Genomic DNA, 24794 nt, shown 5'->3' on the forward strand with positions numbered 1-24794 from the left:
CGATACGATGAAAAAACTACTGCTATTCCTAAGCCTGATTTCTTGCTGTTCATGGTCGGCGCGCGCGCAGGACGGGACCTTCCCGGACTACGTGCGTGTCGCCAAAATCTGGGACCAGCCGCCCCACAGCGCGTTTACAGACCTGGTTTTGTTCAACAACGAATTCTACTGCACCTTCCGCGAAGGACTGACCCACGTCGATACGACCAACAGCGGGAAAGTACGGATTCTGAAGTCCAAAGACGGAAGGGACTGGAAAAGCGTCGCACTCCTGGTTATTCCAAAAATCGACCTGCGCGACCCCAAACTGACCATTACGCCGGACAAAAAGCTGATGGTGACAATGGCCGGGGCGGTTTTCGGACCAACGGGCGGCAAAGTGAAAGTGCAGCGGATTGCTCCGATGGTTTCGTTTTCCGACAAAAAAGGAGCCAACTTCTCGGAACCTCAAAAATCCACGCTCGACCCGGCCATTTCACCTTCCAAAGACTGGATCTGGCGCACCACCTGGCACAACGGCACCGGCTACGCCATCGACTACCAGATTGTAACCGATGACAAATGGGTAGTTTACCTGCTCAAAACCAAAGACGGCATTCAATACGACAAAGTTTCTGATCTCGACGTAACCGGCCGACCCAATGAATCGACCATCCGGTTCGACAAAACCGGGAAGATGGTTGTGCTGATTCGCCGGGAAGCCGAGGATCAGATGGGCCTCGTGGCGGAAAGCCCGGCCCCCTACACCAACTGGACGTACCACAAAATGGCGATCCGGCTGGGTGGGCCAAACTTTCTGTTTCTGAATGATCAGAAACTGGTAATTGGCTCCCGGAATTACGCGTCACCGAACAAAATGGCGTTGTATCTAACCGATCGGCAGGGAAACATCACCAAAACGATACCGTTCCCGAGCAGTGGCGACGCGAGTTATCCGGGCATGGTCATTCACCAGAACAAACTCTGGGTTTCGTATTATTCGACCCACGACGGAAAATCCGCCATCTATCTGGCGCAGGTTCCGCTCGATAAACTCAACTAGTTTCCGATGCCTGTTGAACCGCCTTCCGGAACCCGCCCGCTTGAAGCCGCCGACATTCGCGGCACCTGGGCCACGCTGATGCTCCCCATCAACGCGGATGATTCCATCGACTTTAAACGGTTGGAAAAGGAAATTGATCGCGTCATCGGGTTTGGCGTCAACGGGTTGTATTCCAACGGCACGGCGGGTGAATTTTACAACCAGACCGAAAACGAATTCCGGCGTATCCACCGGCTGCTCGCCCACCGTTGTCGGGAAGCCGGCCTTCCGTTTCAGATTGGCGTGAGTCACATGAGTCCGTGGATTTCGCTCAACCGCCTGAAATGGGCGATCCGGCAGGAACCGGGTGCGGTTCAGCTCATTCTGCCCGACTGGTTTCCGCCCACCGAAGCCGAAATCATGGCGTTTTTGAAGAAAATGGCCGCCGTTTCGACGGACGTACGGATCGTGTTATACAACCCGCCCCACGCCAAAGTGCGGCTAACGCCCGTGCAATTCGGTCGGTTGAAAGACGCAGTGCCACAACTGGTTGGCGTTAAAGTGGCGGGGGGAGATGCGGTTTGGTATGAGCAGATGCGCGAGCATATGAATAATTTATCGGTTTTTGTTCCGGGTCACCGGCTGGCAACCGGTTTTCGGGAAGGCGCCCACGGTTCGTATTCGAATGTCGCCTGCCTGCATCCGCAACTGGCGCTGGACTGGTATCACCTGATGCAGACCGATCTGCCCCAGGCACTGGAATGGGAGCAGCGCATTCAGCAATTCATGACGGACTACATCGTTCCGTACATCCTTGACCAGAAGTATGCTGACCCGGCCTGCGATAAGTTTTTGGCCGCCGTGGGGGGCTGGTCGTCGGGCGATTGCCGGATGCGCTGGCCGTATCGCTCGATTCCGGCGTCCGGTGTGGCGGCAGCAAGGACTGGCGCGCGAAGGTTAATCCCGGCTTTTTCAACCCTTGTTCCCGAATGAAACAAATCCAAACCCTGCTATTTTTTTTTCTGTTTATGATTGACTTTGCCTCTACGCCGGTTTCTGCCCAATCCACCTCCGACGCCTTACGAAACCAGTGTCTTCAGGAACTGCGGACGGTTTTGAAGACGGAGCAGGAATGGATCAAAGTACACGCGGCCGAGTATCTGCTCTGGATCGGCGAACCGGCTGGCGTTCAGGAAGTGTACCTGGAGGAACTGCGGCAGTTTGAGAAAAAATCACCGTACCGCATCGGCATCTGGCGGGTACTGGCGCAGGCTTCCACCACCCCGGCGGAAAAGAAAAAGTGGACCGATCAAATTGCCGCAGCCTTTGCCGACCCCAACGGCACCGACCGCATCCATGCCGCCGAAACCCTGGCCAAACTCGGTATTTCACCCACAACAGTCGATCCTGAAGCCACACGAAAAGCTCTGGCAGGTGACAACCGGGCGTTATCACTTTACACCTTGTGGGGAGCAACCTTGTCGGATGCAAAATCGGCTCCGGCCAACCGGCAGAAATTTCTCGATCTGGCCCTCGCCCGGTCAGAAGAAACCGCCCCCCGGAAGCTCGGTGCCTTCATCATCCGTCGGCTGGGTGGGCTGACCACCGCCGAATGGAACCGTCTGGCCGAAGCCGCCTTGTCGGAACCGGTTTCGTCGGGCCTTCAGTTGAATTTGGTGCATGCGGCTCTGGTGACGGCTTCGCCGAAAGCCCGGCAGTCGGAACCGTATCGACTGCTCCGGATCAAAATGTTAGCCGCGAAAGCCTCCCCGGCCCTCGGTGATCAACTGGAACTGGCAACCGCCCTGTCCGAAAAAGGCATTGCGGCCGACCTGCCGGTTTTGGTTCCGATGCTGAAACACGAAAATGCCGATGTCCGCGCCGGAGCGGCATACGCCATTTTGAAGATTACGGCAAAAAAGGAATAAAACGCATTCGTTTGAAACCGCACTGGCGGGATATGAATACAACCCTTAAAACTGTGGTAAAACTCGGAATCATTGGAATGAGTGCGGGCAACGCCCACCCGTACTCCTGGTCGGCCATCATCAACGGTTTTTTTGACGCGGACGAAATCAATCGGGTTGGGTATCCCGGTGTATCGGCCTATTTGACGGCCAATCGCGATCTGCTCGGCATTCCGGGCGCGCGGGTGACGCACGTCTGGACCCAGGATCGGGCCATTTCGGAAAGCATCGCCAAAGCCGTTCAGGTTGACCACGTTGTCGATCAGATGACGGACCTTATCGGGCAGGTCAATGCCGTGATTCTGGGTCGCGACGATCCCGAAAACCACGTCGAAATGGCCAGACCGTTCATCGACGCGGGCATTCCGCTCTTTATCGATAAACCGCTGGCCAGCAGCCCGGAAGATCTGGCGTATTTTTCGGAGCGGGTCGCCAGCGGCAAGTTCATCATGTCCTGCTCGTCCATGCGGTACGCAACGGAATTGCGGGCGGTAAAAAACGAGATCAGCACCCTGGGCAAACTGCAACTTGCTACGTCCGTTGGGAAAAAAGACTGGATCAAGTACGGAGTTCACATGCTCGAAGGCTTGTTCATGGTGCTGGACGATCCGACGCCCGTTTCGGTCCGGCACGTCGGGCGCGACGGCGGGGATGTGGTGTACCTGGAGTTTGCCGACGGTTTGCAGGCCACGGTGCATCTGTTCATGGACATTGCCCTGACGTTCCAGATTTCGTTATTTGGCAAGGACGGCTGGCGGCTGATCGAAGTCAAAAACTGGTTTGGCATGTTCCGGGATAACCTGATCGAGTTTGTGCGGTCGGTCGAAGAAAACCAGCCCCGGCTGTCGTTTGCCAAAACCGAAAACATCATCAAAACCTTGCTGGCGGCCCGGGATAGTCTGTCGCAGGGCGGCAAAATTGTGTATCTGAATTCGTAGCATGGCGGATTTATTCACGAATGCATTCGGCCTGAACGGGAAAGACATCTGGGTCATTGGCGGGGCCGGGTATCTGGGACAAGCCACGGTTCACTTACTCCATGCTGCGGGTGCCAATGTGCTCTGTGCCGATCTGGACGACCGCGCGGCTGCCTTTGTTACCTCCGCCCAATTGGGTCCGCAAGTTACCCCGGCCACGCTCGATATTCGACAAGGCACTGCCATTCAGACGTTTGTCAGCGAACAGATGCAGCGTCGGGGCGTCCCACACGGTCTGGTCAATCTGGCCTTTGCGTCGACTGGTAAAAAAATGGAGGAGTTGACCGAGCAGGATTTTGACGACGTGAACCACGGCGGACTCACGGCCACGTTTTTACTCGCCCGACCGATCGGTCAGGAAATGGCCCGGTTGGGCAGGGGAAGTATCGTGCTATTTTCCAGCATGTACGGTTCCGTGTCGCCCGATCCGGCGGCCTATGAAGCGCCGATGAACAAAAATCCGATTGAATACGGCGTCGGCAAAGCCGGTATTATTCAGATGACCCGGTATCTGGCCGTGCATTGGGGTCGGCAGGGCGTGCGGTGCAACTGCATTTCGCCTGGCCCGTTTCCCAATCCGGCGGTGCAGCAAAACGAGCCGGCGTTTGTCGAACGTCTGGCGCAAAAAACGCCCCTGGGTCGCGTCGGACAGTCGCCCGAAATCGCGGGATCGGTCGCATTTTTACTCGCCGATGCCGCGTCGTATGTGACGGGCCAGAATTTGATGGTGGATGGTGGGTGGACTTCCTGGTAGGATTTTCTGTTATTTTATTGGGTTCTTCTTATCTTGGTTGTTTGAAAATTTGCGACCGGATATGAAAACCGTCTTAACCCTAAACTTCTTCCTCCTCAGTCTTTCCATCGTTTCCGCTCAGGATAAGGCCAAATCCGGCATTCCGGCCGACGCCCAAACCGCCGTTCAATCCGTGAAACCGGAAGCCATCCGCGCACACATGCGCTTTCTGGCCGACGACGCCATGGAGGGCCGAAAACCGGGAACACGCGGCTACCGGCTGGCGGCCAATTACGTCATTTCGCAGTTTGAAGCCCTGGGCCTGCAACCGGCGGGTGACAACCAGACCTATTTACAGAAAGTCCCGCTGCGCCAGTGGCGGGTAAACGAAGAAAACAGCTCGCTGACGCTGATCGGCAAAAAGGGCGAACAAACGTTGAATTTCGGAAAGAACTACATTTTAGCCCCGGTCTACGGCAGCGAAAAAAGTGAGGTCACCGCGCCCGTTGTCTTTGTCGGTTTTGGCGTCACGGCCCCCGATCTGAGCTACGACGATTACAAAAACATCGACGTCAAAGGCAAAATTGTGGCTTATTTCAACGGCGCACCGGCGGCATTTCCGTCCAACCAACGGGCGTATCACGGTTCGGCCAAACTGGAAAATGCGGCTGCCCACGGTGCGGTTGGCGTGATTTCGTTCAGCCTGCCTACCGACGTTCGCAACCGCATGGAAGCCTCGGCCCCGCGCGCCCGGCAAGGCACCTACCGCTGGCTGGACAAGGACGGCAAACCGCAACGGGTTTTTCCGCAACTGAAAGGCGTTGCTTCGCTGGGTGATTCAACGGCGCGGACGGTTTTTGCGGAATCCGGCCACGCATTGGCGGATGTCATTGCGGCTGCGAACAAGAGCATTCCGCAAACGTTTCCGCTCAATTTTTCGGTTCGGATGAAAACCGAAACCCAATCCGGGGGCGACATTGCCGGGTATAACGTGGTCGGTGTGCTGCCCGGAACCGACCCGGTTTTGAAGAATGAATACGTTGTGTACGTTTCGCACCTCGATCACCTCGGCATTGGCCGACCCGTCAAGGGCGACTCCATTTACAATGGCGCACACGACAACGCGTCGGGCGTCGGCATCAACCTCGAAGCGGCCCGCATGTATGCGTCGCTACCCACCAAACCAAAACGTTCAATTCTGTTTGTAGGCGTCACGGCGGAGGAAATGGGCTTGTTGGGTTCCGATTATTTCGCCAGCAACCCGACGGTTCCGAAAGAATCGATTGTGGCCAACCTGTGTCTGGATATGCCGTTTTTCTTTCATCCGCTGGTCGACATTGTGCCGTATGGCTACGAACATTCCAGCATGGCAAAAGCCGTCAATAGCGCAGCATCCTTTCTGGGCGTGAAGGTCGCCAAAGACCCCATGCCGGAGCAGGTGGTGTTCATGCGCAGCGATCATTTCAGCTTCGTTCGGCAGGGCATTCCGGCGATTTACGTGAAAAGCGGGACGGATTCGGGCAATCCGCAAGTCGACGGCCTGAAGCTGAACCTCAACTGGCGGGCGACGATTTACCACTCGCCCCAGGACGAAATAGACCAGCCGTTCGACTTCAACGCGGCTGCCAAACACGCCCAGCTCCAGTTCCTGATCGGTTATTTGACCGCCCAGAATCCGGAGCGCCCCACCTGGAATGCGGGCGATTTTTTCGGGAACAGATTCGGGATTAAACCGGGGACTAAAGTACCGGCGGATAGCGGAAAATAAGTGTCTTACCGACGCAACTCATCCGGCTATCGGATGACGCGAACGGATGGCGAACAATCACCGGATGAATATCGTCCGAAAACGCAGGTTAACGGGTAAAACAGTCTGTTACGGTTTGCCATGGAACATGCCGGTGGCTTGCGGTGAATGCGTTGTTAGGCGTAGTTTTTACTACTTTTTGTTGGTCGTTTTCTAGTTTTTTGTTGGCGCAGTTTCTTCTGCATCCGAATATATTCGCTGATCTTCTGATGTTCTTCGAGTGTCAAATCACGGCCATCAACTATAAAATCAACGTCTTTGGGTTCTTTAATGAGTCCCATTTTGATTAAGATTTGAAGTATCGGTTAATTAGTTTCAGTGCTTCTGTTGTATCGATAAAGACACAAAAAACAGGGTTACGACCAACCCAAGTTTTACTTATATCAGTTAAATAACGGGATGTCAGTTACTTATTGGGTAGGTGAATCACCGATCCAGATACCGCTTTAGTTCCGAATTGGTCCGGATGCCCAACTGCTCCGCCTGTGCCTCGCGCATCATCAGGGCGTAGGTGTTGTTGAAGCCCAGCGGTTTTAGCCAGCTTAACTGGTATTTCTGGTCAAACTCCCGGCTAACGTACTGATAAACCGCTTTAGTGCTCACCTGTAGTGTATCCGAAACCGTCAGTGGAGGTTGCAGGATGACCAGCAAACCCGTGCCGGTGTATTCCGGATAGAGATCAAGATCCCCGGCGATCAGGGCATCGAAGCAGATTTTGGTGCCGCCCAGACCGGTTTTCGTAATCACCTCCAGCGCCGTCCGGTTTTCGACCAACTGCCGCACGATTTCGGCCAGAATGTATTGCTCCGTAAAAATCATGGCCCCAATCACGATTTTTCCCTGCCGCTTCCGTCCGTCCGGTTTCCGGAGCAATCCGGCGCTGGTCAAAAACTGCCGGGCCACGGCGGCTGGCGATTGGTGCAGGTGATCGACCTGGTAATTCAGTTCAGTCATGGACGAATCCGAAAGCTGCCCGGCCAGCAGATCCAGCGCGGGTTGCAGTTCCGGGTGCTGTTTCAAGGTATTTTGCCGAACGACCAAAGCGGCTTCGTAGGGCGGAAAGGCATGTTTGTCGTCCGCCAGCGTCCGCAGATTGAAAGCTTTGATGCGCCCGTCGGTCGAATATCCGCTGATAATATCTACCAGATCGGTGCGGACGGCTTCGTACATCAGATTCTGGTCGATCAGCCGCGACGCCAGATGCAGGTTGTACGTCCGCAGCAGAGCCGGATAACCGTCGGCCCGCCCGTAGAATTCGTGTGCAAAACCAGCACTTAGTTTAGGTCGACCCGCGCCCGGCACCAGATAGAACGACGACAGAACCGGTACGAGCAGGAAAAAAACCGCCATCACGCGAAACCGGCCCAAACCGCGCAGCTTCTGCAAACGGGCCAGCCCGGCGTCCAGCAGAATGGCCAGCAGGGCCGACGGAATGGTACCGGCCAGAATCATGTTGGTGTTGTTCAGGGCAATACCGCCGAAAATAAACTCCCCCAGTCCGCCAGCCGCGAGGTAAGCCGCCAGCGTGGCCACGCCGACATTGATGACCGTGGCCGTGCGGATGCCGGCAAAAATAACCGGGAGTGCCAACGGAAATTCGAGCCGAACCAGCACCTGCCAGGGCGTGAGGCCCATGCCCCGCGCGGCTTCTTTCAGCGCCGGACTCACTTCCCGAATGCCGACGTAGGTGTTCTGAACAATGGGCAGCAGCGCATACAGGAACAGGGCGACAATGGCTGGTCCCGGCCCAATCCCCAGCAGTGGAATCATGAAGCCCAGCAAGGCAATGCTCGGAATGGTTTGCAGCACACCCACCGACCCCAGAACGACGCCGACGATGCGGGGGCGGAACGTGATCAGCACACCCAGTGGGATGCCAATGATCAGTGCTATACACAGCGACAGGAATGTCAGGCCGATGTGAGTCAGCGTTTGTTCGGCCAGTTTATCCGCATGTTCAACAATGAATTCGAAAAATTCCTGCACGGCGAGTACGGTTTACGATACGGATTGATGCTGGAGTAACTGCCCCAATGCGGGCCAGATCGTGGCCGACTGAATGGTTATAAACCGTTGACTGGATTGGAAAACAATGGTTTCGGAGCCGGAAAGTTCGCTCATGACATCGGCCAGTTGGGTGTGGGCCGGAAAAAGCCGCGCTTCGGGGGGCGAAGTGGCTTCGTCGGGCAGATAGGGCGATAAATCCTGGAGCGAAAAAGCGTGCAACTGGAGCGATAACCACTGGTCGGCGAAAAAATTGCGGACAAATTCATTGACTGGGCGCAAAAGTAGCTCGCGGGGTGTTCCGATCTGCTGGATGCGTCCACCGTCCATCAAGGCCACGCGGTCGCCGAGTTCGAACGCTTCCCGGATGTCGTGGGTTACCAAAACGATGGTTTTCTGGCGTATTTCTTCCAGATTCCGGAATTCCCGGCGAATGGCACTCCGGGTAACGGGATCGAGCGCGCCCAACGGTTCGTCCATCAGCAGAATCGATGGTTGAGCCGCCAGCGCCCGGGCCAGGCCCACCCGCTGCCGTTGTCCGCCACTGAGCTGACTGGGATAGGCCTTCACGAAGGTTTCGGGCAGGCGGAGCATGGCCATCAGTTCCCGAATGCGATCCTGAGTCTTCCGTTCGTCCCATTGCAACAACCTCGGCACCAGGGCGATGTTTTCGCCGATGGTGTAATGCGGAAACAGGCCGGTTTCCTGAATCACGTAGCCAATTTCCCGCCGAAGTTCGTGGAGTTTTCGCTCGCCGATTGCAATCCCGTTCACCTCGATGACGCCGGACGTCGGTTCAATCAGCCGGTTAATCATCTTCAACGTGGTCGTTTTGCCGGAACCGCTGGTTCCCAGCAGCACCAGCGTTTCGCGCGCGCCCACTTCGAAGGAGACGTCATCGACGGCCAGATGAGTCGGGTATTGCTTGGTAAGGTGACGAACAGCAATCATAGGAACAGGGTTAAAATCAGCTTATTCCGTAATTTCCCGAATCACCCGGCACGGATTTCCGGCGGCAAAAACATTGGCCGGAATGTCCCGCGTCACGATGCTCCCGGCCCCGATCGTGGTGTTGTCGCCGATGGTTACGCCCGGACAAACGACGACATTGCCAGCCAGCCAGACGTTGTGGCCAATCGTGATGGGTTTCGCAATATCCGACCCCTTCTGAATTCGGTGACTGGCCAGTAGCGGATGTGAAGCCGCATACAGGCTTACATTGGGGCCAATCAGCACATTATTGCCAATGGTAACCGGGCAGTAATCCAGGATGGTGCAGTTGTAGTTGATGAAAACCGTATCGCCCAAGTGAATGTAAGCACCATAGTCACAATAGAAAGGCGGCTGAATGTCCGGATTTTTGCCAAATGATCCCAGCAGAATGCCCAGTATTTCTTCCCGGAGCGGCTGTTCACTGTTCAGGGTCTGGTTATACCGCATGAATAATTCCCGGGCGCGCGCCCGCATCGCCAGCAGTTCAGGGTCATTGGCCCAATACCACTCCCCGGCCAGCATTTTTTCCCGTTCGCTCATCCTGTGTTTTAGGTAGAAATACCGACATAAATCAAGCCAATATCATACGATTTACCGCACAAATCATCCTGTCCCTGAAAAAGATAGCGAGCGGTTTTTTCTCCTCTAACCGCAAACCGCTATGAATTCCTGCTATCAGGAACCGATCGCTCAATTTAACCCGCCTAAATGGACTTTTTATCAACTTTCAGACATGGTTTCTTTATCTTGAGGAAACAAATGCTAGTATGTTGTCCGCTACCTACGTCGGTAAACTACTTCTTACGCTCATCGTCTGCCTAGCTCTCGCGGATTCGCTCCCGGCCCAGCCGCTGGTTTACCCATTTGGGCCAACCCAACAGACGGGCCTTCCTGCTACACTAACCCCATCGAACCAAACCACCGAACACCGGTTTGTTGTGATAAACCCCGGTTCGCAACCCGCGCCCGTGGTAATCGAGGTTGGGGACCTTGCCGACTCGATCCGGCTGTATCAGGAACGGGGTAACACGCTGATTTTACTTGATTATACGGGCCAATTGACCGCAACCCGCCCCCCGCCGGATCGCGTGATGCCTTACCTGCGCGACAAAAATCTGGTTCTGTTCACCCTGAAACCGGGGCAATCAGCGACATACCGTCTCCAGGTTTTGAACAGAATGCGGGTATACTCCCGAACGTTTCCGGTCCGGCTATTCACCCCAGCGGCTTATAAGGCCAAAGAAGCGCTCTGGCTCTACGAATCCAAATACCGAAATCGCCTGGGTGAAACGTTTTTCTGGGGTATTATCCTGATGATGTTTCTCTTCACCAGCGCCCAATTCTTCCTGCTGCGCGAACGGATGTTTCTTTATTATGCGCTCTATCTATTGCTGGTGTTAGTCCGGTTGCTGATGCTCGGCGAGTTCATCGTAGTTGACACCTGGCCGGTTTTTCGGGAGATCGGCTTTACCGGACGCGTCTCACTAACCACGTTTTTCTGGTCCTTATCGGCCTATACGTTTTTTGTGCGATCTTACGTGCAACTGGACACCCGCGCGCCCAGGCTGAACCGGGTTTTTCGCTGGACGGGCTGGATTTTGTTCGGACTGGGGGCTTTCGACCTCTTCATTACGATAAAGCGGCTGTATGTTCCATTCCTTACTTCTACCTACGGCATTCTCGAAATCAGCCTGATGGCTCTCGGTTTGTTCACCCTCTGGGTTCTGTGGCGGTTTTACGATGCGACGGTCAAATACATCTTTTGGGGAATGGTATTTTTCCTCACCGGCGGGCTTATCAGCTTTGTTAATCAACAAGTATTTTATGATGTACCCGGTCTGGATTTTCGGGAAGTTCTGATCTGGGCCACCAGCTACATCGCCGAGTTGCTGGCTTTCTCACTCGGTCTGGCAAAACGGCAGCAGTTGGTCATGCAGGAAAAACTGCGGACACAGACGGCTTTGGTCGAACAGTTGCAGGAGAATCAACGCAAACAGGCGCAATTACTACAAATCCGAAGTGACATTGCCCGCGATCTGCACGATGAACTCGGCTCCGAACTAAGCGGCATCAGCATCCTGAGCCAGGTTGCGATAGGGCGATTGGCTCACCAACCGGCCCAGGCCCAAACCGCCCTCACCACCATCGGCGAAACTGCCCGGCACATCATGGATCGGATGCGCGACATCGTCTGGAGTTTAACACTCCACCAGCCCCAAACCGACGCGGTTGCCAATCGGCTACAGAACATGGCCGGGAGCGTGTTCGAGCCTACCGGTATTCGTCCGATTCTGGAGATTTCAGCTCAGTTGTCCGTTGCGTCCCTGCCACCCGATCAGTGGCGGAACCTGTTCCTGATTTACAAAGAAGCCCTGCACAACATCGTCAAGCACGCCCGGGCGACGGAAGTGGCCATCCGGCTGGAGGCTGAAGATCCTCACACACTTTGTCTGACGATTCACGACAACGGGATTGGGTTTTCCCCGGATGCGCTACCGACGGGCCACGGTTTACGCAATCAGCACCACCGGGCGGCTGTGTTGGGTGGAACAATCCACATCGATTCCAGACCGGGGTCTGGCACCACGGTAACCCTCCGGTTTCCGGTCCAATCCATCAGTCTCGCCTTAGCCACCGTGACGCCGGTAGTGCCTCAACGCTTCCGTGACGGAATGGAAGCGTAGTTTTTTGTCGGAAAACCTTTTGTAGAATACCGTCTGCCTACTTCCTGCAATATCGTTCCCAAAATACGGTTTCCTGTTTCACAAAATCTCCCCCACGAGTAAATCCGCGCCCAAAATTCCTTAATTTGGCAGATTAGAACCTGGATCCTAAACCGACCCTTCATGAAAACCAAACGCAGAGCTTTTTTACAACAGACCTCCGGCCTGCTGGGACTCGCCGGCTTGCTGAGCCTGACCGAAAACGAAGCCCTCGCCAACCGACTGAAATCCCCCGCAAAAGCCGGAAAACCGTATATCGTTTTTGTTGCGGGCGACCATGAATACAGCGGTGAACAAACCCTGCCGCTGATTGCGGCCGAATTGGAAAAAAATTATGGCTTCCGGACCAAAGTCATAAAATCCGCTCCGGATCAGAATGCCGAAAAAAACATCCCCGGTCTGGAAGCCCTGCGGGAAGCCGATCTGGCGGTATTTTTCCTGCGGTGGCGGCAATTGCCCCCCGACCAACTCCAGTACATCGACGAATACCTCAAATCCGGAAAACCGGTTATGGGCTTCCGGACATCCACACACGCGTTTAATTTTCCGAAAGGCGATGCTTCGGAGGAATGGAATGCCTTCGGCGAAAGAGCGTTTGGCTCACCGCCCGGTTGGGGAAAGGCGGGGCATACCCACTATGGACACGAAAGCACGACCGATGTAACGATCATTCCGGAAGCGGCCAAAAACCCCATCCTGACGGGTGTGGCTCCTTCGTTTCACGCGGCCTCGTGGCTCTACCGGGTTCGTCCGGACTATCCCCCCAAAGACGCAACGCTGCTGCTGATGGGCAAATCGGTCAATCCGGACAAACCGGCTATTGATAACCCGGTTGCCTGGACCTGGAAAAACAAAGCCAATGCCAAGGTTTTCTTCACCACCCTCGGACACCCCGAAGACTTTCAGCAGGAAAGTGTTCAGCGACTGACCATCAATGCCATACACTGGTTGCTGGGCAAACCCGTTCCTAAAAAATGGAAGGGTAGCATAGCGATCAATGTGCCTTACCGGGGTATCGTGAAGTAGTAGCCCCCAAGTCCCGCCGTTTCGAATCCGTATTACATATTAGAAGTTATAGAAATGTCTAAACCCAGGAAAAATAGCCTCATCGGACTGCTGATTGCCGTTGGATTGGGGCTCATCGCGTTCAGTGCTTTTCAATCAAACCGGGGTTTCTTTTCCGGAGCCGAACCGATTCCGCTCAAAAAAGGGTCGCGCATCATGCTGCTTGGCAACAATCTGGGGTCAAGAATGATGAATTACGACAATTTTGAGACCGAGCTACAGGTTCGCTACCCCGATAGCGAGCTCTTCATCCGGAACATGTGCGACGGGGGCGACACCCCCGGTTTTCGGCCCCACGCCAGCCGGAATTTGCCCTGGGCGTTTCCCGGTGCCGAAAAGTTTCAGACCGAATACGCCAATCCCTCCCAAAGTGAAGGCCATTTCGAAACGCCCGATCAATGGCTCACCCGCCTGAAAACCGATGTTATCGTCGCTTTTTTCGGGTACAACGAATCGTTTCAGGGGCCGGCCAAACTGGAAAACTACAAAGCCGAACTGGATGCCTTTATCAAATGGACGCTGAGCCAGAAATACAACGGCACAACCGCCCCGCAACTCGCCATCGTTTCGCCCATCGCTTTTGAGGATTTATCCGCCAAAATGGATCTGCCGAACGGCAAAAAGGAGAATGAAAACCTGTCGCTGTATACCAAAGCCATGAAGGAAGTAGCGGAGCAGAACAAGGTTCTCTTTGTCGATGCCTTCACCCCTTCTCAGCAGTGGTATGCCGACAGCGCAGAACCGCTGACCATCGATGGTTCGCAATTGAACGAAGAAGGCTACAAAAAACTGGGTGTGTTGCTGGTCGATCAGGTTTTCGGAAAGGCGGCTGCTAAAGCGGAAACCAATCGGAAGCTGATTCATGAGGCCGTGATGGAGAAAAACTGGATGTGGCACAACGATTTCAAAATCCCGAACGGTGTTCACGTCTACGGGCGTCGCTACAATCCGTTTGGTCCGGAAAACTACCCCGCCGAAATTCAAAAAATCCGCGAGTTAACCGCCATTCGAGACAATGCGATCTGGCTGGCAGCTTCCAAAGGCGAAAAGCTGGATCTGGCGGTTGCGGATAAAAATACCACACCCCTGCCGCCGGTAAAAACCAATTACAACCCGGAGAAAAACGGCAGTTTAACCTACCTCTACGGCAAGGAAGCCCTGGAGAAGCTCAAAGTTCCTGCGGGTTACAAGATTGAGCTATTTGCCTCCGAGGAGGAATTTCCGAACCTGGCCAAACCGATGCAGATGTCGTTCGACGGCAAGGGGCGGCTTTGGGTGGCGGTGATGCCGAGCTATCCGCACTACAAACCGGGCGATTCCAAACCCAATGACAAGATTCTGATTTTCGAAGATACCAACGGCGATGGCAAGGCTGACAAAGAGACGGTTTTTGCCGATGGATTACACCTGCCGCTGGGCTTCGAAATCGCGAAAGAAGGCGTTTACGTTTCGCAGGGAACCAATCTGAAGCTCTTTACGGATACCAACGGGGATGATAAAGCCGATAAAAGTGAAATTCTGCTGAGTGGCTTCGACGACCACGACACCCACCACAACAGCCACGCCTTTTGCGTGGACCCTTCCGGCGCCATTTATTCGGGCGAAGGCGTGTTCTTGCACACCAACGTCGAAACGTCGTACGGCCCGGTTCGGGCCACCAACGGCGGTTTTTACCGGTATACGCCCCAGCGTCACAAGCTGGAACGTACGGCCCAACTTTCCATTCCGAATCCCTGGGGCATTGCGTTTGACGACTGGGGACAGCCGTTTTTTGCCGAAACCTCCAGCCCCGATGTTCGCTGGATGATGCCGGGAACGGTGTTGCCGCGCTACGGTCAGGCTACGCATAAATCCGTACAGTTGATCGAGGAAGCCCACCGCGTGCGTCCAACGTCGGGTCTGGAGTTTGTTTCGAGCCGCCATTTCCCCGACGAATTGCAGGGCGATTTCCTGATCAACAACACCATCGGTTTTCTGGGCATGAAAGAACACACGCTGGTCGATGACGGAACCGGCTATAAAAGCCAGCACCGGATGGATCTGGTGGTGAGCGAAGACCGTAACTTCCGGCCCGTCGACATGGAGTTCGCTCCCGACGGTTCGCTGTATCTGATCGACTGGCACAACATTTTGATCGGCCACATGCAGCACAACGCCCGCGATCCGCTGCGCGACCACTCACACGGTCGGGTCTACCGGATTACGTATCCCTCGCGTCCACTGGTCAAACCGGCTAAAATTGACGGGGCCACGATCGAAGAATTACTGGATAATCTGAAATTGCCCGAATACCGCACCCGCTACCGCACCCGACGCGAACTACGCGGTCGCGATGTCAATCAGGTGTTGGCGAAACTGAAAACCTGGGTGGCGAAACTCGATAAAAACGATCCGCGCTACGAACACCACCTGCTCGAAGGCTTGTGGGTGAGTTGGGGGATGAACAAGGTCGATCAGCCGCTGCTGCGCCAGGTGCTGAAGGCGAAAGATTACCACGCCCGGGCCGCGGCCGTTCAGGTGGTGCGGTATACCGGTCATCAGGTGCCCGATCAGGCGGCACTGCTGATGCAGGCTGTGAAGGACGACAACAGCCGGGTTCGGCTGGACGCGATTGTGGCGGCATCCTGGATCGGAAAGGAAAAAGGATTGCCGATTCTGGCCGAGGCCAAGAAAAAACCGCTCGACGACTGGATGATTCACGCCTACGAAACTGCCGTTGCTCATCTGAACGACGTCAATGTCAAAGCCGTGAAAGAGGTGGCTGAAAAAACCACGCTGAAAGGCGCCGAACTGGCACTGTTCAACAAGGGCAAAGAGATTTATGGCAAGGAAGGCTATTGCACCACCTGCCACCAGCCCGACGGCAAAGGACTGGCGGCTTCCGGTTTTCCCCCGCTGAACGGCACGAAATGGGTGTCCGGCAATGAAGATCGTCTCATCAAAATTGTGCTGAACGGGCTGCTGGGACCTATCGAAGTAGCAGGCAAGAATTACCCCGGACAGGTTCCGATGACACCATTCGGCGGTTTGCTGAAGGACGACGAAATCGCAGCCGTGCTGACCTACGTCCGGAATTCATTCGGAAACCAGGCTTCGGCCATCCTGCCGGCGAAAGTGAAGCAGGTTCGGGCGGCTATTGGAAGCAAAAAGGATTTTTACGCGCCGGATCAGTTACTGAAAGAACACCCGATGGAGAAATAAGTCTATTTCCCACAGTCTGACGACTGTGGGAAATACATGAAAAATGGTGATAAAGGAATACATTTCATGGTTTTGGTGTTATTAAACGGTAACAAACTCGGTTTTTTTCGTAGATTTGTCATTTAGGAGTTGTTACAACCCGCCGGAAATTCCTACTTTTAAGTCTCTGCGCACCTCTTTGGGGTGATTTAAGTTTAGTATGTACTCAATGTCAATCGCACCGCCGAAGCGGTAGATTTCTTGAATGAACGTGTTATTAATCATTGCAACGACCTTACTTGCTTATCTGTTGGGTTCCATTCCGACTGCCGTTTGGTATGGAGAGGGCTTTTTTGGATTAGATATTCGTAAATACGGAAGTGGAAACGCCGGTGCGACCAACACCTTTCGCGTTCTGGGCAAACGGGCCGGCACGGTCGTGATGCTGATCGACGTACTGAAAGGCTACACCGCCACCATTCTTGCCTCCCTGCTGTGGTATTTCGACGTGATCGGAACCCACGAAATCCTGACGTTTAAACTGGTTTTTGGCCTTGTGGCCGTTATCGGGCACGTTTTTCCAATCTGGGCCGACTTCAAAGGCGGCAAAGGCGTTGCCTCACTCCTGGGCATGGTTCTCGCGATTCACCCCGAAGTGGCCGCTGTCTGCATCGGTATTTTTCTGGTGGTGGTCATTGCCTCGCAATACGTTTCGCTGGGTTCGATGATGGCCGCCCTGGCCTTTCCGGTGCTGTTGCTGCTGCGGGCTTTTGGACAAAAAGAACATCCGCTGCTGATTGTTTTCGGAGTAGTCGTTTTTCTGTTTGTGGTACTGACCCATCAGAAAAACATCACCCGGCTGCTGAATGGCGAAGAAAGCCGGACACGGCTGATTAAATTCCGAAAGAAAGAAGACCAAGAATAAGTTTCAAGCTATTCCTGATTGCATGACGCCCCGAAGTGATTAACTTCGGGGCGTCATTTTTTGGTACTATTTCCTTTGTCAGTCCGACAAAAACCCGTCAACACCATGTTATCAACCTACTTTGCGGAACATAAAGAGCGGTTTCTGAACGAACTCTTCGAATTGCTGCGGATTCCGTCCGTGAGTGCCGATTCTAAATTTAAACCCGATATGCGCCGGGCGGCTGAATTTGTCCGGGATAAACTGACTGCCGCCGGTCTCGACAATGCTGCGCTGCACGAAACACCGGGCCATCCGGTCGTTTACGCCGAAAAACTGATCGACGATGCGTTGCCGACGGTTTTGGTATACGGCCACTACGACGTCCAACCCGCTGATCCGTACGAACTCTGGAACACCCCGCCTTTCGAGCCGACCATTCGCAATGAACGCATTTATGCCCGGGGGGCCTGCGACGACAAAGGCCAGTTTTACATGCACGTCAAAGCGCTGGAAGCTATGCTGGCCACCGACGGTTTGCCCTGCAACGTCAAAGTGATGATTGAAGGCGAAGAAGAAATTGGCTCCGATCACCTGGGCAATTTTGTGGCCGCCAACCGCGATAAACTCAAATGCGATGTGATTCTGATCTCGGATACCAGCATCATTGCCAACGATGTGCCGTCGATCGAAGCCGGTTTGCGGGGTCTTTCCTACGTCGAAGTGGAAGTCGTTGGGCCGAACCGCGATCTGCATTCGGGCGTCTACGGTGGCGCGGTTCACAATCCGCTCAACGTGCTGTGTCAGATGATTGCTTCGTTACACGACGAAAAAGGCCAGATCACGATCCCCGGTTTTTACAATAAGGTAGACGAATTGACGACTGAAGAACGGGCGGCCCTGGCCGAAGCACCCTTCGATGAAGAAGAATACAAACGCGATCTGAACCTCAAGGCGGTTTTTGGCGAAGAAGGCTATTCGTCGCCCGAACGGGCTTCGATTCGTCCGACGCTGGACGTGAACGGCATCTGGGGTGGCTACATTGGTGAAGGGGCCAAAACCGTGTTGCCGGGCAAGGCACAGGCCAAAATCAGCATGCGGCTTGTGCCGCGTCAGGACCCCGACGAGATTACCGAACTGTTTACGAAGCATTTTATTTCTATCGCTCCGCCGACGGTAACCGTAACCGTAACGCCCCACCACGGCGGTCAGCCGTACGTAACGCCCACCGACTCGGTCGAATTTGAAGCCGCCCGCCGGGCCTTCCGCGAAGCCTGGGGCAAGGAAGCCATTCCGACCCGGGGCGGTGGCAGCATTCCCATCGTGGCGCTGTTTGAGCAGGAACTGGGTGTCAAATCCATTCTGATGGGTTTTGGTCTGGACATCGACGCGTTGCATTCGCCGAACGAGAGCTACGGTTTGTTCAATTTCTACAAGGGAATCGAAACCATTCCGTACTTCTATAAACACTACACCGAATTGAAGAAAACGGGCGTTGAGGCTTAAAAAACTCTCTGTTGTCACCCTCCGGCCTGAAAACCGGAGGTTTTTATTGCGCGATGAAACCTTATTTACTGTCCTTTCTTCTCTTCACCGGATCGGTGGGTGCGTTGGCGCAGGATCTGCCCGACACCCTCGTGATTCGCCACGCAACCCTGACCCAGCCGACGTTTCCGCGCCGGGAGTTTCTGCCCAAAGGCCACCTCTTCGATCCCATTTTACTGGACCCCATCGAAGCCCAAACCAGCGTCAGCGTTCTGCCCGGCTACTGGATGGACGGCGACCAATACGACGGCACCATCGTCCCGTTTGCGTTCGGACTTCGAAAACCGCTGATTCGCTGGTATAAATCCGCCGACCGCAGCAGCGAGCTTTCGTTTGACGTGGCTTCGTTTACGCAGTTTGAAGTGTATCACGACGATAAGCTGAACAAACAGAAACGTCAGTTGATGAACACCGATTACCGGCTCAGTTTTCTCTACAATATCAAAGTCCGGAATCACAGTTGGCGGTTGCGGTTGTATCACTTGTCGTCCCACCTCGGCGACGATTATCTGTTTCGCAACCAGATCAATTATTACCTCCCCAATCCGGTCAATTACGAAGTGATCGACGTGACGTACAACCACGAAAAGAACGGTTTACGGAAATACCTGGGTGTTGGAATTGGTCTGCGAAAACCGGAAGAACGCGAGCGACTGAGCGCTCAGGCCGGTTTTTATTACCGCAAACCGTCGCAGGCCTTTGCCCGCTTTGTGGGGGGGGTGGATCTGAAAGTCTGGCAGCAAACCGACTTCCGGCCCGGTGTCAAAGCCGGTTTGGGTCTGGAACTGGGCCGCACGGCCAACAACCTGACGTTCCTGCTGGAAAGCTACACCGGTTTCCGCCCCTACAGCGTCTACGAAAACCAGAAAACCCGCTGGTTCGGCATCGGTGTGTATTTCAATCCGATTTAGATTTGTTTCACCCCTAAATCCCGAAACGTCGGCCCGGCCTAAAGGGGACTTGTACACTTATACTCCAGATGCAAAAAGTCCCCTTTAGGCCGGGCCGACGTTTCGGGATTTAGGGGCTATCTAAGCACAATCATGCAGGATTTTTTCGACTTTTTGGTTCAACAACGGGACAAACTGGCCGAACAAACCCTGACGCACATCGGCCTGACGTTTCTGTCGCTTTGCCTGGCCTTGCTGGTTGGCCTTCCGCTGGGCATCCTCATCACATACCGCCCGCGTTTGGCTTCCGTCGTCCTGGCAGTCGTGGGCATTCTGCAAACCATTCCGAGTATTGCCCTGCTGGGCTTTCTGATTCCATTGCTGGGAATCGGCATCTGGCCGGCCATCACCGCCTTGTTTCTGTATGCTTTATTGCCGATTGTCCGCAACACCTACGTCGGCATTCGGGAAGTGAGTCCGATGCTGAAAGAAGCCGCGCTGGGCATGGGCATGACCACCGGCCAGATGCTGATTCGGGTGGAACTGCCACTGGCTCTGCCGGTTATTTTTGCCGGGATTCGCACCGCCACCGTCATCAACGTGGGCGTGGCAACCTTGGCGGCTTACGTGGCCGCCGGGGGGCTGGGCGAGTTTGTCTTCGGCGGTATTGCCCTCAACAACAGCAACATGATTTTGGCGGGCGCCATTCCGGCGGCTTTGTTAGCGATTTTCTTCGATTTTTTGCTGGCCCGGCTGCAACAGTTGCAGGGAGTACGGCTTCGCCGGGTTGCCCTCGCTTTTCTGCTGATCGCTCCCATTCTGTCGGCTTTTTACTGGGTACCGCTGGGGAGTCAGGCGAAGCTGACGGCCGGTTTTGCCCACGAGTTTTACGGCCGCGCCGATGGGTATCCGGGCCTGGTTCGGGCCTACGGTTTGCAGATGACGCCTAAACTCATCGACCAGAATCTGATGTACGAAGCGGTTTTTCGGGAGCAGGTCGATCTCATCAGCGGGTATTCGACCGACGGACGGATCAAGGCGTTTCAGTTGCGGGTTCTGGAGGATAACAAAAATGCGTTTCCGCCCTACGAAGCCGCACTGGTGGTTCGAAATGCAGTTTTAGAGCAATATCCCGACGTTCCCAAAACACTGCATTTGCTGGAAGGTCGGCTGTCGGATTCGGTCATGACGGAGTTGAACTACCGCGCGGATTTTCTGCACGAATCGCCCGAAGTCGTGGCCCGGCGTTTTTTGCAACAAACCGGATTGCTGATTCCACCGGTGCAAACCAAACGCACCGAAAAGATCGTGATCGGTACCAAGATTTTTACGGAACAATACATTCTGGCCGAGATTCTGCGGCAGTTGCTCGAAAACCGCACAACGCTGGAAGTGATTACGAAAACCGGTCTGGGCGGCACCAAAATCTGCTTCGACGCACTGGCGTCCGGCGACATCGACCTGTATCCGGAATACACCGGAACGGGTTTACTCGTGATTCTGCAACCGCCCCCGGCCCTGGCCGATTCCATTAAATCCGACCGAAAAGCGGTTTTTCAGTATGTCAGTCGTGAATTTCAAAACCGGTATAACCTGACCTGGCTGCCTCCGCTGGGTTTCAACAACACCTACGCCCTGATGATGCGCCGGGCGCAGGCCGACCAACTGGGCATCCAATCCATTTCGGATTTGAAGCGGTATCTGGACCGGTAACAGTTGTTAACCAACTAAATAACAAATAATTAACGTGAATTATGGCTCGTGTCGTCTCGTAGAGACGGAATGTTTATAGAACAATAGCCTGATTTCCAGCCGCCTGCCGTAGGTAGGCAACCGTTGCCTACCTACGGCAGGCGGCTGGAAGGATACGAAATCCCTACTACAAACATCAGATGCCTAACGGCATCGTAACAGAACTCAACGTATCCATAATTCACGTTAGTTACTGCGCAGCGGTAATCCGGTTTTTCGCGGGCCAAAGCGGAGCAATGATCGGCTGTTTCTTCTGCCGAGCTTGCCACAGATCATACTGCTGTTGAAGATCAAGCCACTGTTCCGGCGTTGATGTAGGGAGTGCTTGAATGATACAATCATTGGCCTTTGATTTGTGGAACATGGTGCCGTTATTCCGTAATGTGACCAAAGACGCTATTACTCGTTACGTAACAGGTATCAAACATAAAAAAGCTTATTTAAATAAACAAAAATCAAGAATTTTCCGCTGGGTAACCGTCAGAAAAAACCGTCGAAATCCCCGGCTTTCTGAATCCGATATGACTTCAGCCACTGCTTCATCACGGCAGCGTCCTGAAAGTCTTTCAGATCATTTTTCAGGTTTTTGATGCTGCGTTTCAACTCCTGCACGTCGGTTTTGAAACTGAATTCCAGACTCATCGGTGACGATACAAACAGCAGAGATTTCCCACTGATGGCTGCAAGCTGCGACTGCAGGCCGTAAAGCTGTTCTTCCAGTTCCTGGGTCTGCTGTTTCAGAATTTTGTTGTAATACTTCAACTGCTCTTCGGCCAGCGTTTCGAGGTGATCCTGATCGATTCGGTTAAACTCCAGTTGCAAACGGAGCAAGGTCAGCAAGTCGCTTTTTTCGTAGGCTTCCGTAATCCGCTTCATCACCTCGGTTTTGCGCAGTTTCTCGGCTTCGTCGGGTTCCCGGTCAGGGTGAAAGGCCTTCACCAGATCCATGTAAACCGTCCGCACGGCTTTCGTGATGCTGCGTTCTTCGGTCTGTTTTTTGGCTTCCCGCTCCAGTTGCTTTTTGGTTTTTGGCCGCTGGGCGCGTCGCTCCTCGGTTTGCCGTTGTTGCGCTTCGTAAGTTGCCTGCTGTTCTTCCAGTTTTTGCCGCAGGTGTTCCGCCATTTTTTCGGGGGAACTCACGTCCGCATCGTCGTCAAACTCGACGCCAAACATGCTACTGTACATGGCTTTCATGGCCTCCGACGTCAGCTCGTCGGCTTCGGCGGTGGTGGCGTCAAAACCGTCGGGGTCATACTTGTCGTAGATCGGTTTCAGGTCGTCCAGACCGTGCTCGGAGATGAGGTCATAGGTCAGATTCAGGATGATATCGACCAGTTTTTTCCGTTCATTGGCCTTGAAAGTGCCGGAATCGTGGGCGCGATCGAAAACCCGAACCAGCGCGGCCCGTTGCTCATGAAATTCCGTTTGCAACGGCAGGAGTTCGGTCTGAATGCGTTGCTGAATGCGGGTTGAAGCCTCCCGGTATTCCACCAGCTCTTTTTCCAGCGTCTCGATTTTCCGGGTCAGGCGGTTAAACTCCTTCTGGGGTTTCGACAGCATGTCCTTGTCTTTCGTACTCCCGATCCGGATAATCTGCTGGGCTTGTGGTTTCATGGGCCGTTGACGTAGTGAGTGGCAAAAATAAGAATATGGATTTGGAAATTATTCCGGAGAACCGCTCATTCTAAAAAAACTTTCGTAGCTTCTGCTTCCCCGGTGCCGTCAATCGCCGAAATTTCCTCAACCTCTTTGCCCCTCAGAAACGCCCGTTCTTACAAATTCCCCAGGGCTTTCCGAACCTGTACCTGCCCCAGCAATACGTCATAAACTGCCCGGAGATAGTTGTTTTCGGCCTGTTGCAGGCTGTATTCGCTGTTGCGGAAGTCGGCCAGCAGCAGCGTGCCGGCGTCGAAACGGACGCGGTCGATGGCCAGAATGTTCTGGGCCTGGGTGATGTTCTTCTGCGTTTCGGCGAGGTTTTCGCGGGCCTGATCGAGCGTGTTCCGGGCCGCCCGGAGTTCGTAGTCAAAGTCGTTTTTCAGTTGCTGAAGCGTATTCTGATTGATCTGCGCCCGCCGGACGTAGTCCTGTTTGTTCAGCCGCGTTTGCCGCCCGTCGAACACCGGAACGTTGACCCGAACCCCCACGTAATTGTACGGAAACCAGGTTCCGCTCTGGAAGGGATTGAACGCATCGGAAAATTGCTGGGCAAAATACGCACCATAGGCCGTTACGACCGGTGCCAGCCGGGCCTGTTCCCGGCGTTGGTTGAGTTCGTTCACCTGCCGGTTCAGTTCTTCTGTCCGCAGTTCCGGGCGATTGCCGACCGCCAGTCCCAGCGTTTGAAATTCCGCGAACAAGGCCCGGAGCGAATCGGCGGGTTCAACAGGTTGCGGGGCGTTGATTCGGTACCGGAGATTTTCCAGACTCAGCGCATAATCGCGCTGGTCGTTGCGGTAGGTCAGTTCGGCATTGCTGAGATCCAGCGAAAACCGGTCAAACTCACTTTCCAGCAACGTCCCGGCCCGAAAACGAGCCTGCGCCTGTTCAAGATAGCCCTGCGCCCGGCTGCGGGCGCGTTCCGACAGCCGCTGTTTTTCGCGGTTGAATACCGTCTGGTAATACGCTTCCGTCACCTGTTGCCGCACCTCGACCTTCCGGGTTTCCAGCGTTGTTTGCTGATTTTCGGCATTCAACTGATTGATCGAACGGTCGATGCGGCTTTGGGCGTCGTAGACTTTCTGCTCGGCCTGCACGTTCAGAATGTTGTTGAAAGGCGTCCCAAACCGCAACACCAGATCCTGGCCGTTGGCAAACGGTGCATTTTTGATCACGCTCCGCTGAATCTGCGTGTTCCAGCGGAAATCGGCTCCAGCATTGAGCTGCGGTTGCCATTGGGCGTGTCGCCGGGCTTCGTCACTCTCCGCAATCTGCGTCTGCAACCGCTGATTCGTCAGTTCCAGCCGGTTCGCCTGCGCCTGCTGCAATGCCTGAGCGAGCGTGATTCTATTATTGAGCGATTGAGCGAATGCGTGATTGAGTGAAAGCAGGCCGGCGAGCAAAAGCGCGAATCGGACTACCGCCATGAAGCTAAAGAAGAAAAAGGAACGTTGAAATACGGCCGGTTTCATATTGTATCTTGTTGAAAATAAAGAATATTGACCAATGAAGACGAATATCCGGGCATGACCACTCATTCGCTCACCGCGCTGGCGGCCCCATCACACAATCGC

Annotated in this window: 19 protein-coding genes; 13 read left to right on the forward strand and 6 right to left on the reverse strand. The window is 54.4% G+C overall.

Annotation, left to right across the window (positions count from 1 at the left end; genetic code table 11):
- Nucleotides 1-7 precede the first annotated feature (7 nt).
- From DUE52_RS02760 to DUE52_RS02785, 6 genes are all read left to right on the forward strand, one after another.
- Nucleotides 8-1042 carry a hypothetical protein gene (locus DUE52_RS02760; protein ID WP_114404418.1) on the forward strand — a complete coding sequence of 345 codons (1035 nt, stop codon included), beginning with the start codon at nucleotides 8-10 and terminating at the stop codon, nucleotides 1040-1042.
- 6 nt (nucleotides 1043-1048) lie between these two features.
- On the forward strand, nucleotides 1049-2014 hold the full coding sequence (locus DUE52_RS02765) for a dihydrodipicolinate synthase family protein (RefSeq protein ID WP_114404419.1): 966 nt from the start codon (nucleotides 1049-1051) through the stop codon (nucleotides 2012-2014).
- Complete coding sequence (locus tag DUE52_RS02770) at nucleotides 2011-2949, forward strand: hypothetical protein (protein WP_114404420.1); 939 nt, start codon at nucleotides 2011-2013, stop codon at nucleotides 2947-2949. The genes DUE52_RS02765 and DUE52_RS02770 overlap by 4 nt, the downstream gene beginning before the upstream one ends.
- A 53-nt stretch (nucleotides 2950-3002) precedes the next feature.
- Entirely contained in the window at nucleotides 3003-3926 is a 924-nt protein-coding gene (locus DUE52_RS02775) for a Gfo/Idh/MocA family oxidoreductase (protein ID WP_114404587.1), read from the forward strand.
- A gap of 1 nt (nucleotide 3927) precedes the next feature.
- On the forward strand, nucleotides 3928-4719 hold the full coding sequence (locus DUE52_RS02780) for an SDR family oxidoreductase (RefSeq protein ID WP_114404421.1): 792 nt from the start codon (nucleotides 3928-3930) through the stop codon (nucleotides 4717-4719).
- Nucleotides 4720-4780: 61 nt separating this feature from the next.
- On the forward strand, nucleotides 4781-6466 hold the full coding sequence (locus DUE52_RS02785; RefSeq protein ID WP_114404422.1) for a M28 family metallopeptidase: 1686 nt from the start codon (nucleotides 4781-4783) through the stop codon (nucleotides 6464-6466).
- A 155-nt stretch (nucleotides 6467-6621) separates the two neighbouring features.
- Here the strand turns inward: DUE52_RS02785 and DUE52_RS32295 are convergent, their stop codons facing one another.
- The 4 genes from DUE52_RS32295 to DUE52_RS02800 all read right to left on the reverse strand — a co-directional run bounded on the left by DUE52_RS32295 (nucleotide 6622) and on the right by DUE52_RS02800 (nucleotide 10042).
- Nucleotides 6622-6786, reverse strand: a complete 165-nt coding sequence (locus DUE52_RS32295) for a hypothetical protein (RefSeq protein ID WP_165840849.1) — start codon at nucleotides 6784-6786, stop codon at nucleotides 6622-6624.
- 145 nt (nucleotides 6787-6931) lie between these two features.
- On the reverse strand, nucleotides 6932-8491 hold the full coding sequence (locus DUE52_RS02790; protein ID WP_114404423.1) for an ABC transporter permease/substrate-binding protein: 1560 nt from the start codon (nucleotides 8489-8491) through the stop codon (nucleotides 6932-6934).
- Between the two features lie 12 nt (nucleotides 8492-8503).
- Complete coding sequence (locus DUE52_RS02795; protein ID WP_114404424.1) at nucleotides 8504-9460, reverse strand: ABC transporter ATP-binding protein; 957 nt, start codon at nucleotides 9458-9460, stop codon at nucleotides 8504-8506.
- Between the two features lie 21 nt (nucleotides 9461-9481).
- Complete coding sequence (locus DUE52_RS02800; RefSeq protein WP_114404425.1) at nucleotides 9482-10042, reverse strand: sugar O-acetyltransferase; 561 nt, start codon at nucleotides 10040-10042, stop codon at nucleotides 9482-9484.
- A gap of 227 nt (nucleotides 10043-10269) precedes the next feature.
- Between DUE52_RS02800 and DUE52_RS02805 the strand changes: the two genes are divergently transcribed.
- The 7 genes from DUE52_RS02805 (at nucleotide 10270) to DUE52_RS02835 (ending at nucleotide 21522) form a co-directional block, all read left to right on the forward strand.
- A complete protein-coding gene (locus DUE52_RS02805) occupies nucleotides 10270-12186 on the forward strand; it encodes a sensor histidine kinase (RefSeq protein WP_114404426.1) in 1917 nt (638 codons plus the stop codon).
- A 162-nt stretch (nucleotides 12187-12348) separates the two neighbouring features.
- On the forward strand, nucleotides 12349-13251 hold the full coding sequence (locus DUE52_RS02810) for a ThuA domain-containing protein (RefSeq protein ID WP_114404427.1): 903 nt from the start codon (nucleotides 12349-12351) through the stop codon (nucleotides 13249-13251).
- 54 nt (nucleotides 13252-13305) lie between these two features.
- Complete coding sequence (locus DUE52_RS02815) at nucleotides 13306-16491, forward strand: PVC-type heme-binding CxxCH protein (RefSeq protein WP_114404428.1); 3186 nt, start codon at nucleotides 13306-13308, stop codon at nucleotides 16489-16491.
- Nucleotides 16492-16735: 244 nt separating this feature from the next.
- Entirely contained in the window at nucleotides 16736-17395 is a 660-nt protein-coding gene (gene plsY, locus DUE52_RS02820; RefSeq protein WP_114404429.1) for a glycerol-3-phosphate 1-O-acyltransferase PlsY, read from the forward strand.
- 105 nt (nucleotides 17396-17500) lie between these two features.
- A complete protein-coding gene (locus DUE52_RS02825) occupies nucleotides 17501-18880 on the forward strand; it encodes a dipeptidase (protein ID WP_114404430.1) in 1380 nt (459 codons plus the stop codon).
- 53 nt (nucleotides 18881-18933) lie between these two features.
- A complete protein-coding gene (locus tag DUE52_RS02830) occupies nucleotides 18934-19830 on the forward strand; it encodes a DUF1207 domain-containing protein (RefSeq protein ID WP_114404431.1) in 897 nt (298 codons plus the stop codon).
- A 132-nt stretch (nucleotides 19831-19962) separates the two neighbouring features.
- Nucleotides 19963-21522, forward strand: coding sequence for an ABC transporter permease/substrate-binding protein (locus DUE52_RS02835; protein WP_114404432.1), 1560 nt, complete (start codon nucleotides 19963-19965; stop codon nucleotides 21520-21522).
- 519 nt (nucleotides 21523-22041) lie between these two features.
- Here the strand turns inward: DUE52_RS02835 and DUE52_RS02840 are convergent.
- Both DUE52_RS02840 and DUE52_RS02845 read right to left on the reverse strand, forming a co-directional pair.
- Nucleotides 22042-23175, reverse strand: a complete 1134-nt coding sequence (locus DUE52_RS02840; RefSeq protein ID WP_114404433.1) for a J domain-containing protein — start codon at nucleotides 23173-23175, stop codon at nucleotides 22042-22044.
- A 158-nt stretch (nucleotides 23176-23333) separates the two neighbouring features.
- Nucleotides 23334-24647 carry a TolC family protein gene (locus DUE52_RS02845; protein WP_114404588.1) on the reverse strand — a complete coding sequence of 438 codons (1314 nt, stop codon included), beginning with the start codon at nucleotides 24645-24647 and terminating at the stop codon, nucleotides 23334-23336.
- Nucleotides 24648-24794: the final 147 nt, after the last annotated feature.

The sequence above is a fragment of the Larkinella punicea genome, assembly GCF_003334855.1.
Classification (GTDB): Bacteria; Bacteroidota; Bacteroidia; order Cytophagales; family Spirosomataceae; genus Larkinella; species Larkinella punicea.

Coding starts and splice junctions, on each gene's coding strand:
- DUE52_RS02805 (WP_114404426.1), top strand. CDS start 10,270: ATGTTGTCCGCTACCTACGTCGGTAAACTACTTCTTACGCTCATCGTC.
- DUE52_RS02760 (WP_114404418.1), top strand. CDS start 8: ATGAAAAAACTACTGCTATTCCTAAGCCTGATTTCTTGCTGTTCATGG.
- DUE52_RS02840 (WP_114404433.1), bottom strand. CDS start 23,175: ATGAAACCACAAGCCCAGCAGATTATCCGGATCGGGAGTACGAAAGAC.
- DUE52_RS02780 (WP_114404421.1), top strand. CDS start 3,928: ATGGCGGATTTATTCACGAATGCATTCGGCCTGAACGGGAAAGACATC.
- DUE52_RS02785 (WP_114404422.1), top strand. CDS start 4,781: ATGAAAACCGTCTTAACCCTAAACTTCTTCCTCCTCAGTCTTTCCATC.
- DUE52_RS02835 (WP_114404432.1), top strand. CDS start 19,963: ATGCAGGATTTTTTCGACTTTTTGGTTCAACAACGGGACAAACTGGCC.
- DUE52_RS02765 (WP_114404419.1), top strand. CDS start 1,049: ATGCCTGTTGAACCGCCTTCCGGAACCCGCCCGCTTGAAGCCGCCGAC.
- DUE52_RS02825 (WP_114404430.1), top strand. CDS start 17,501: ATGTTATCAACCTACTTTGCGGAACATAAAGAGCGGTTTCTGAACGAA.
- DUE52_RS02810 (WP_114404427.1), top strand. CDS start 12,349: ATGAAAACCAAACGCAGAGCTTTTTTACAACAGACCTCCGGCCTGCTG.
- DUE52_RS02845 (WP_114404588.1), bottom strand. CDS start 24,647: ATGGCGGTAGTCCGATTCGCGCTTTTGCTCGCCGGCCTGCTTTCACTC.
- DUE52_RS02800 (WP_114404425.1), bottom strand. CDS start 10,042: ATGAGCGAACGGGAAAAAATGCTGGCCGGGGAGTGGTATTGGGCCAAT.
- DUE52_RS32295 (WP_165840849.1), bottom strand. CDS start 6,786: ATGGGACTCATTAAAGAACCCAAAGACGTTGATTTTATAGTTGATGGC.
- DUE52_RS02815 (WP_114404428.1), top strand. CDS start 13,306: ATGTCTAAACCCAGGAAAAATAGCCTCATCGGACTGCTGATTGCCGTT.
- DUE52_RS02795 (WP_114404424.1), bottom strand. CDS start 9,460: ATGATTGCTGTTCGTCACCTTACCAAGCAATACCCGACTCATCTGGCC.
- DUE52_RS02770 (WP_114404420.1), top strand. CDS start 2,011: ATGAAACAAATCCAAACCCTGCTATTTTTTTTTCTGTTTATGATTGAC.
- DUE52_RS02830 (WP_114404431.1), top strand. CDS start 18,934: ATGAAACCTTATTTACTGTCCTTTCTTCTCTTCACCGGATCGGTGGGT.
- plsY (WP_114404429.1), top strand. CDS start 16,736: ATGAACGTGTTATTAATCATTGCAACGACCTTACTTGCTTATCTGTTG.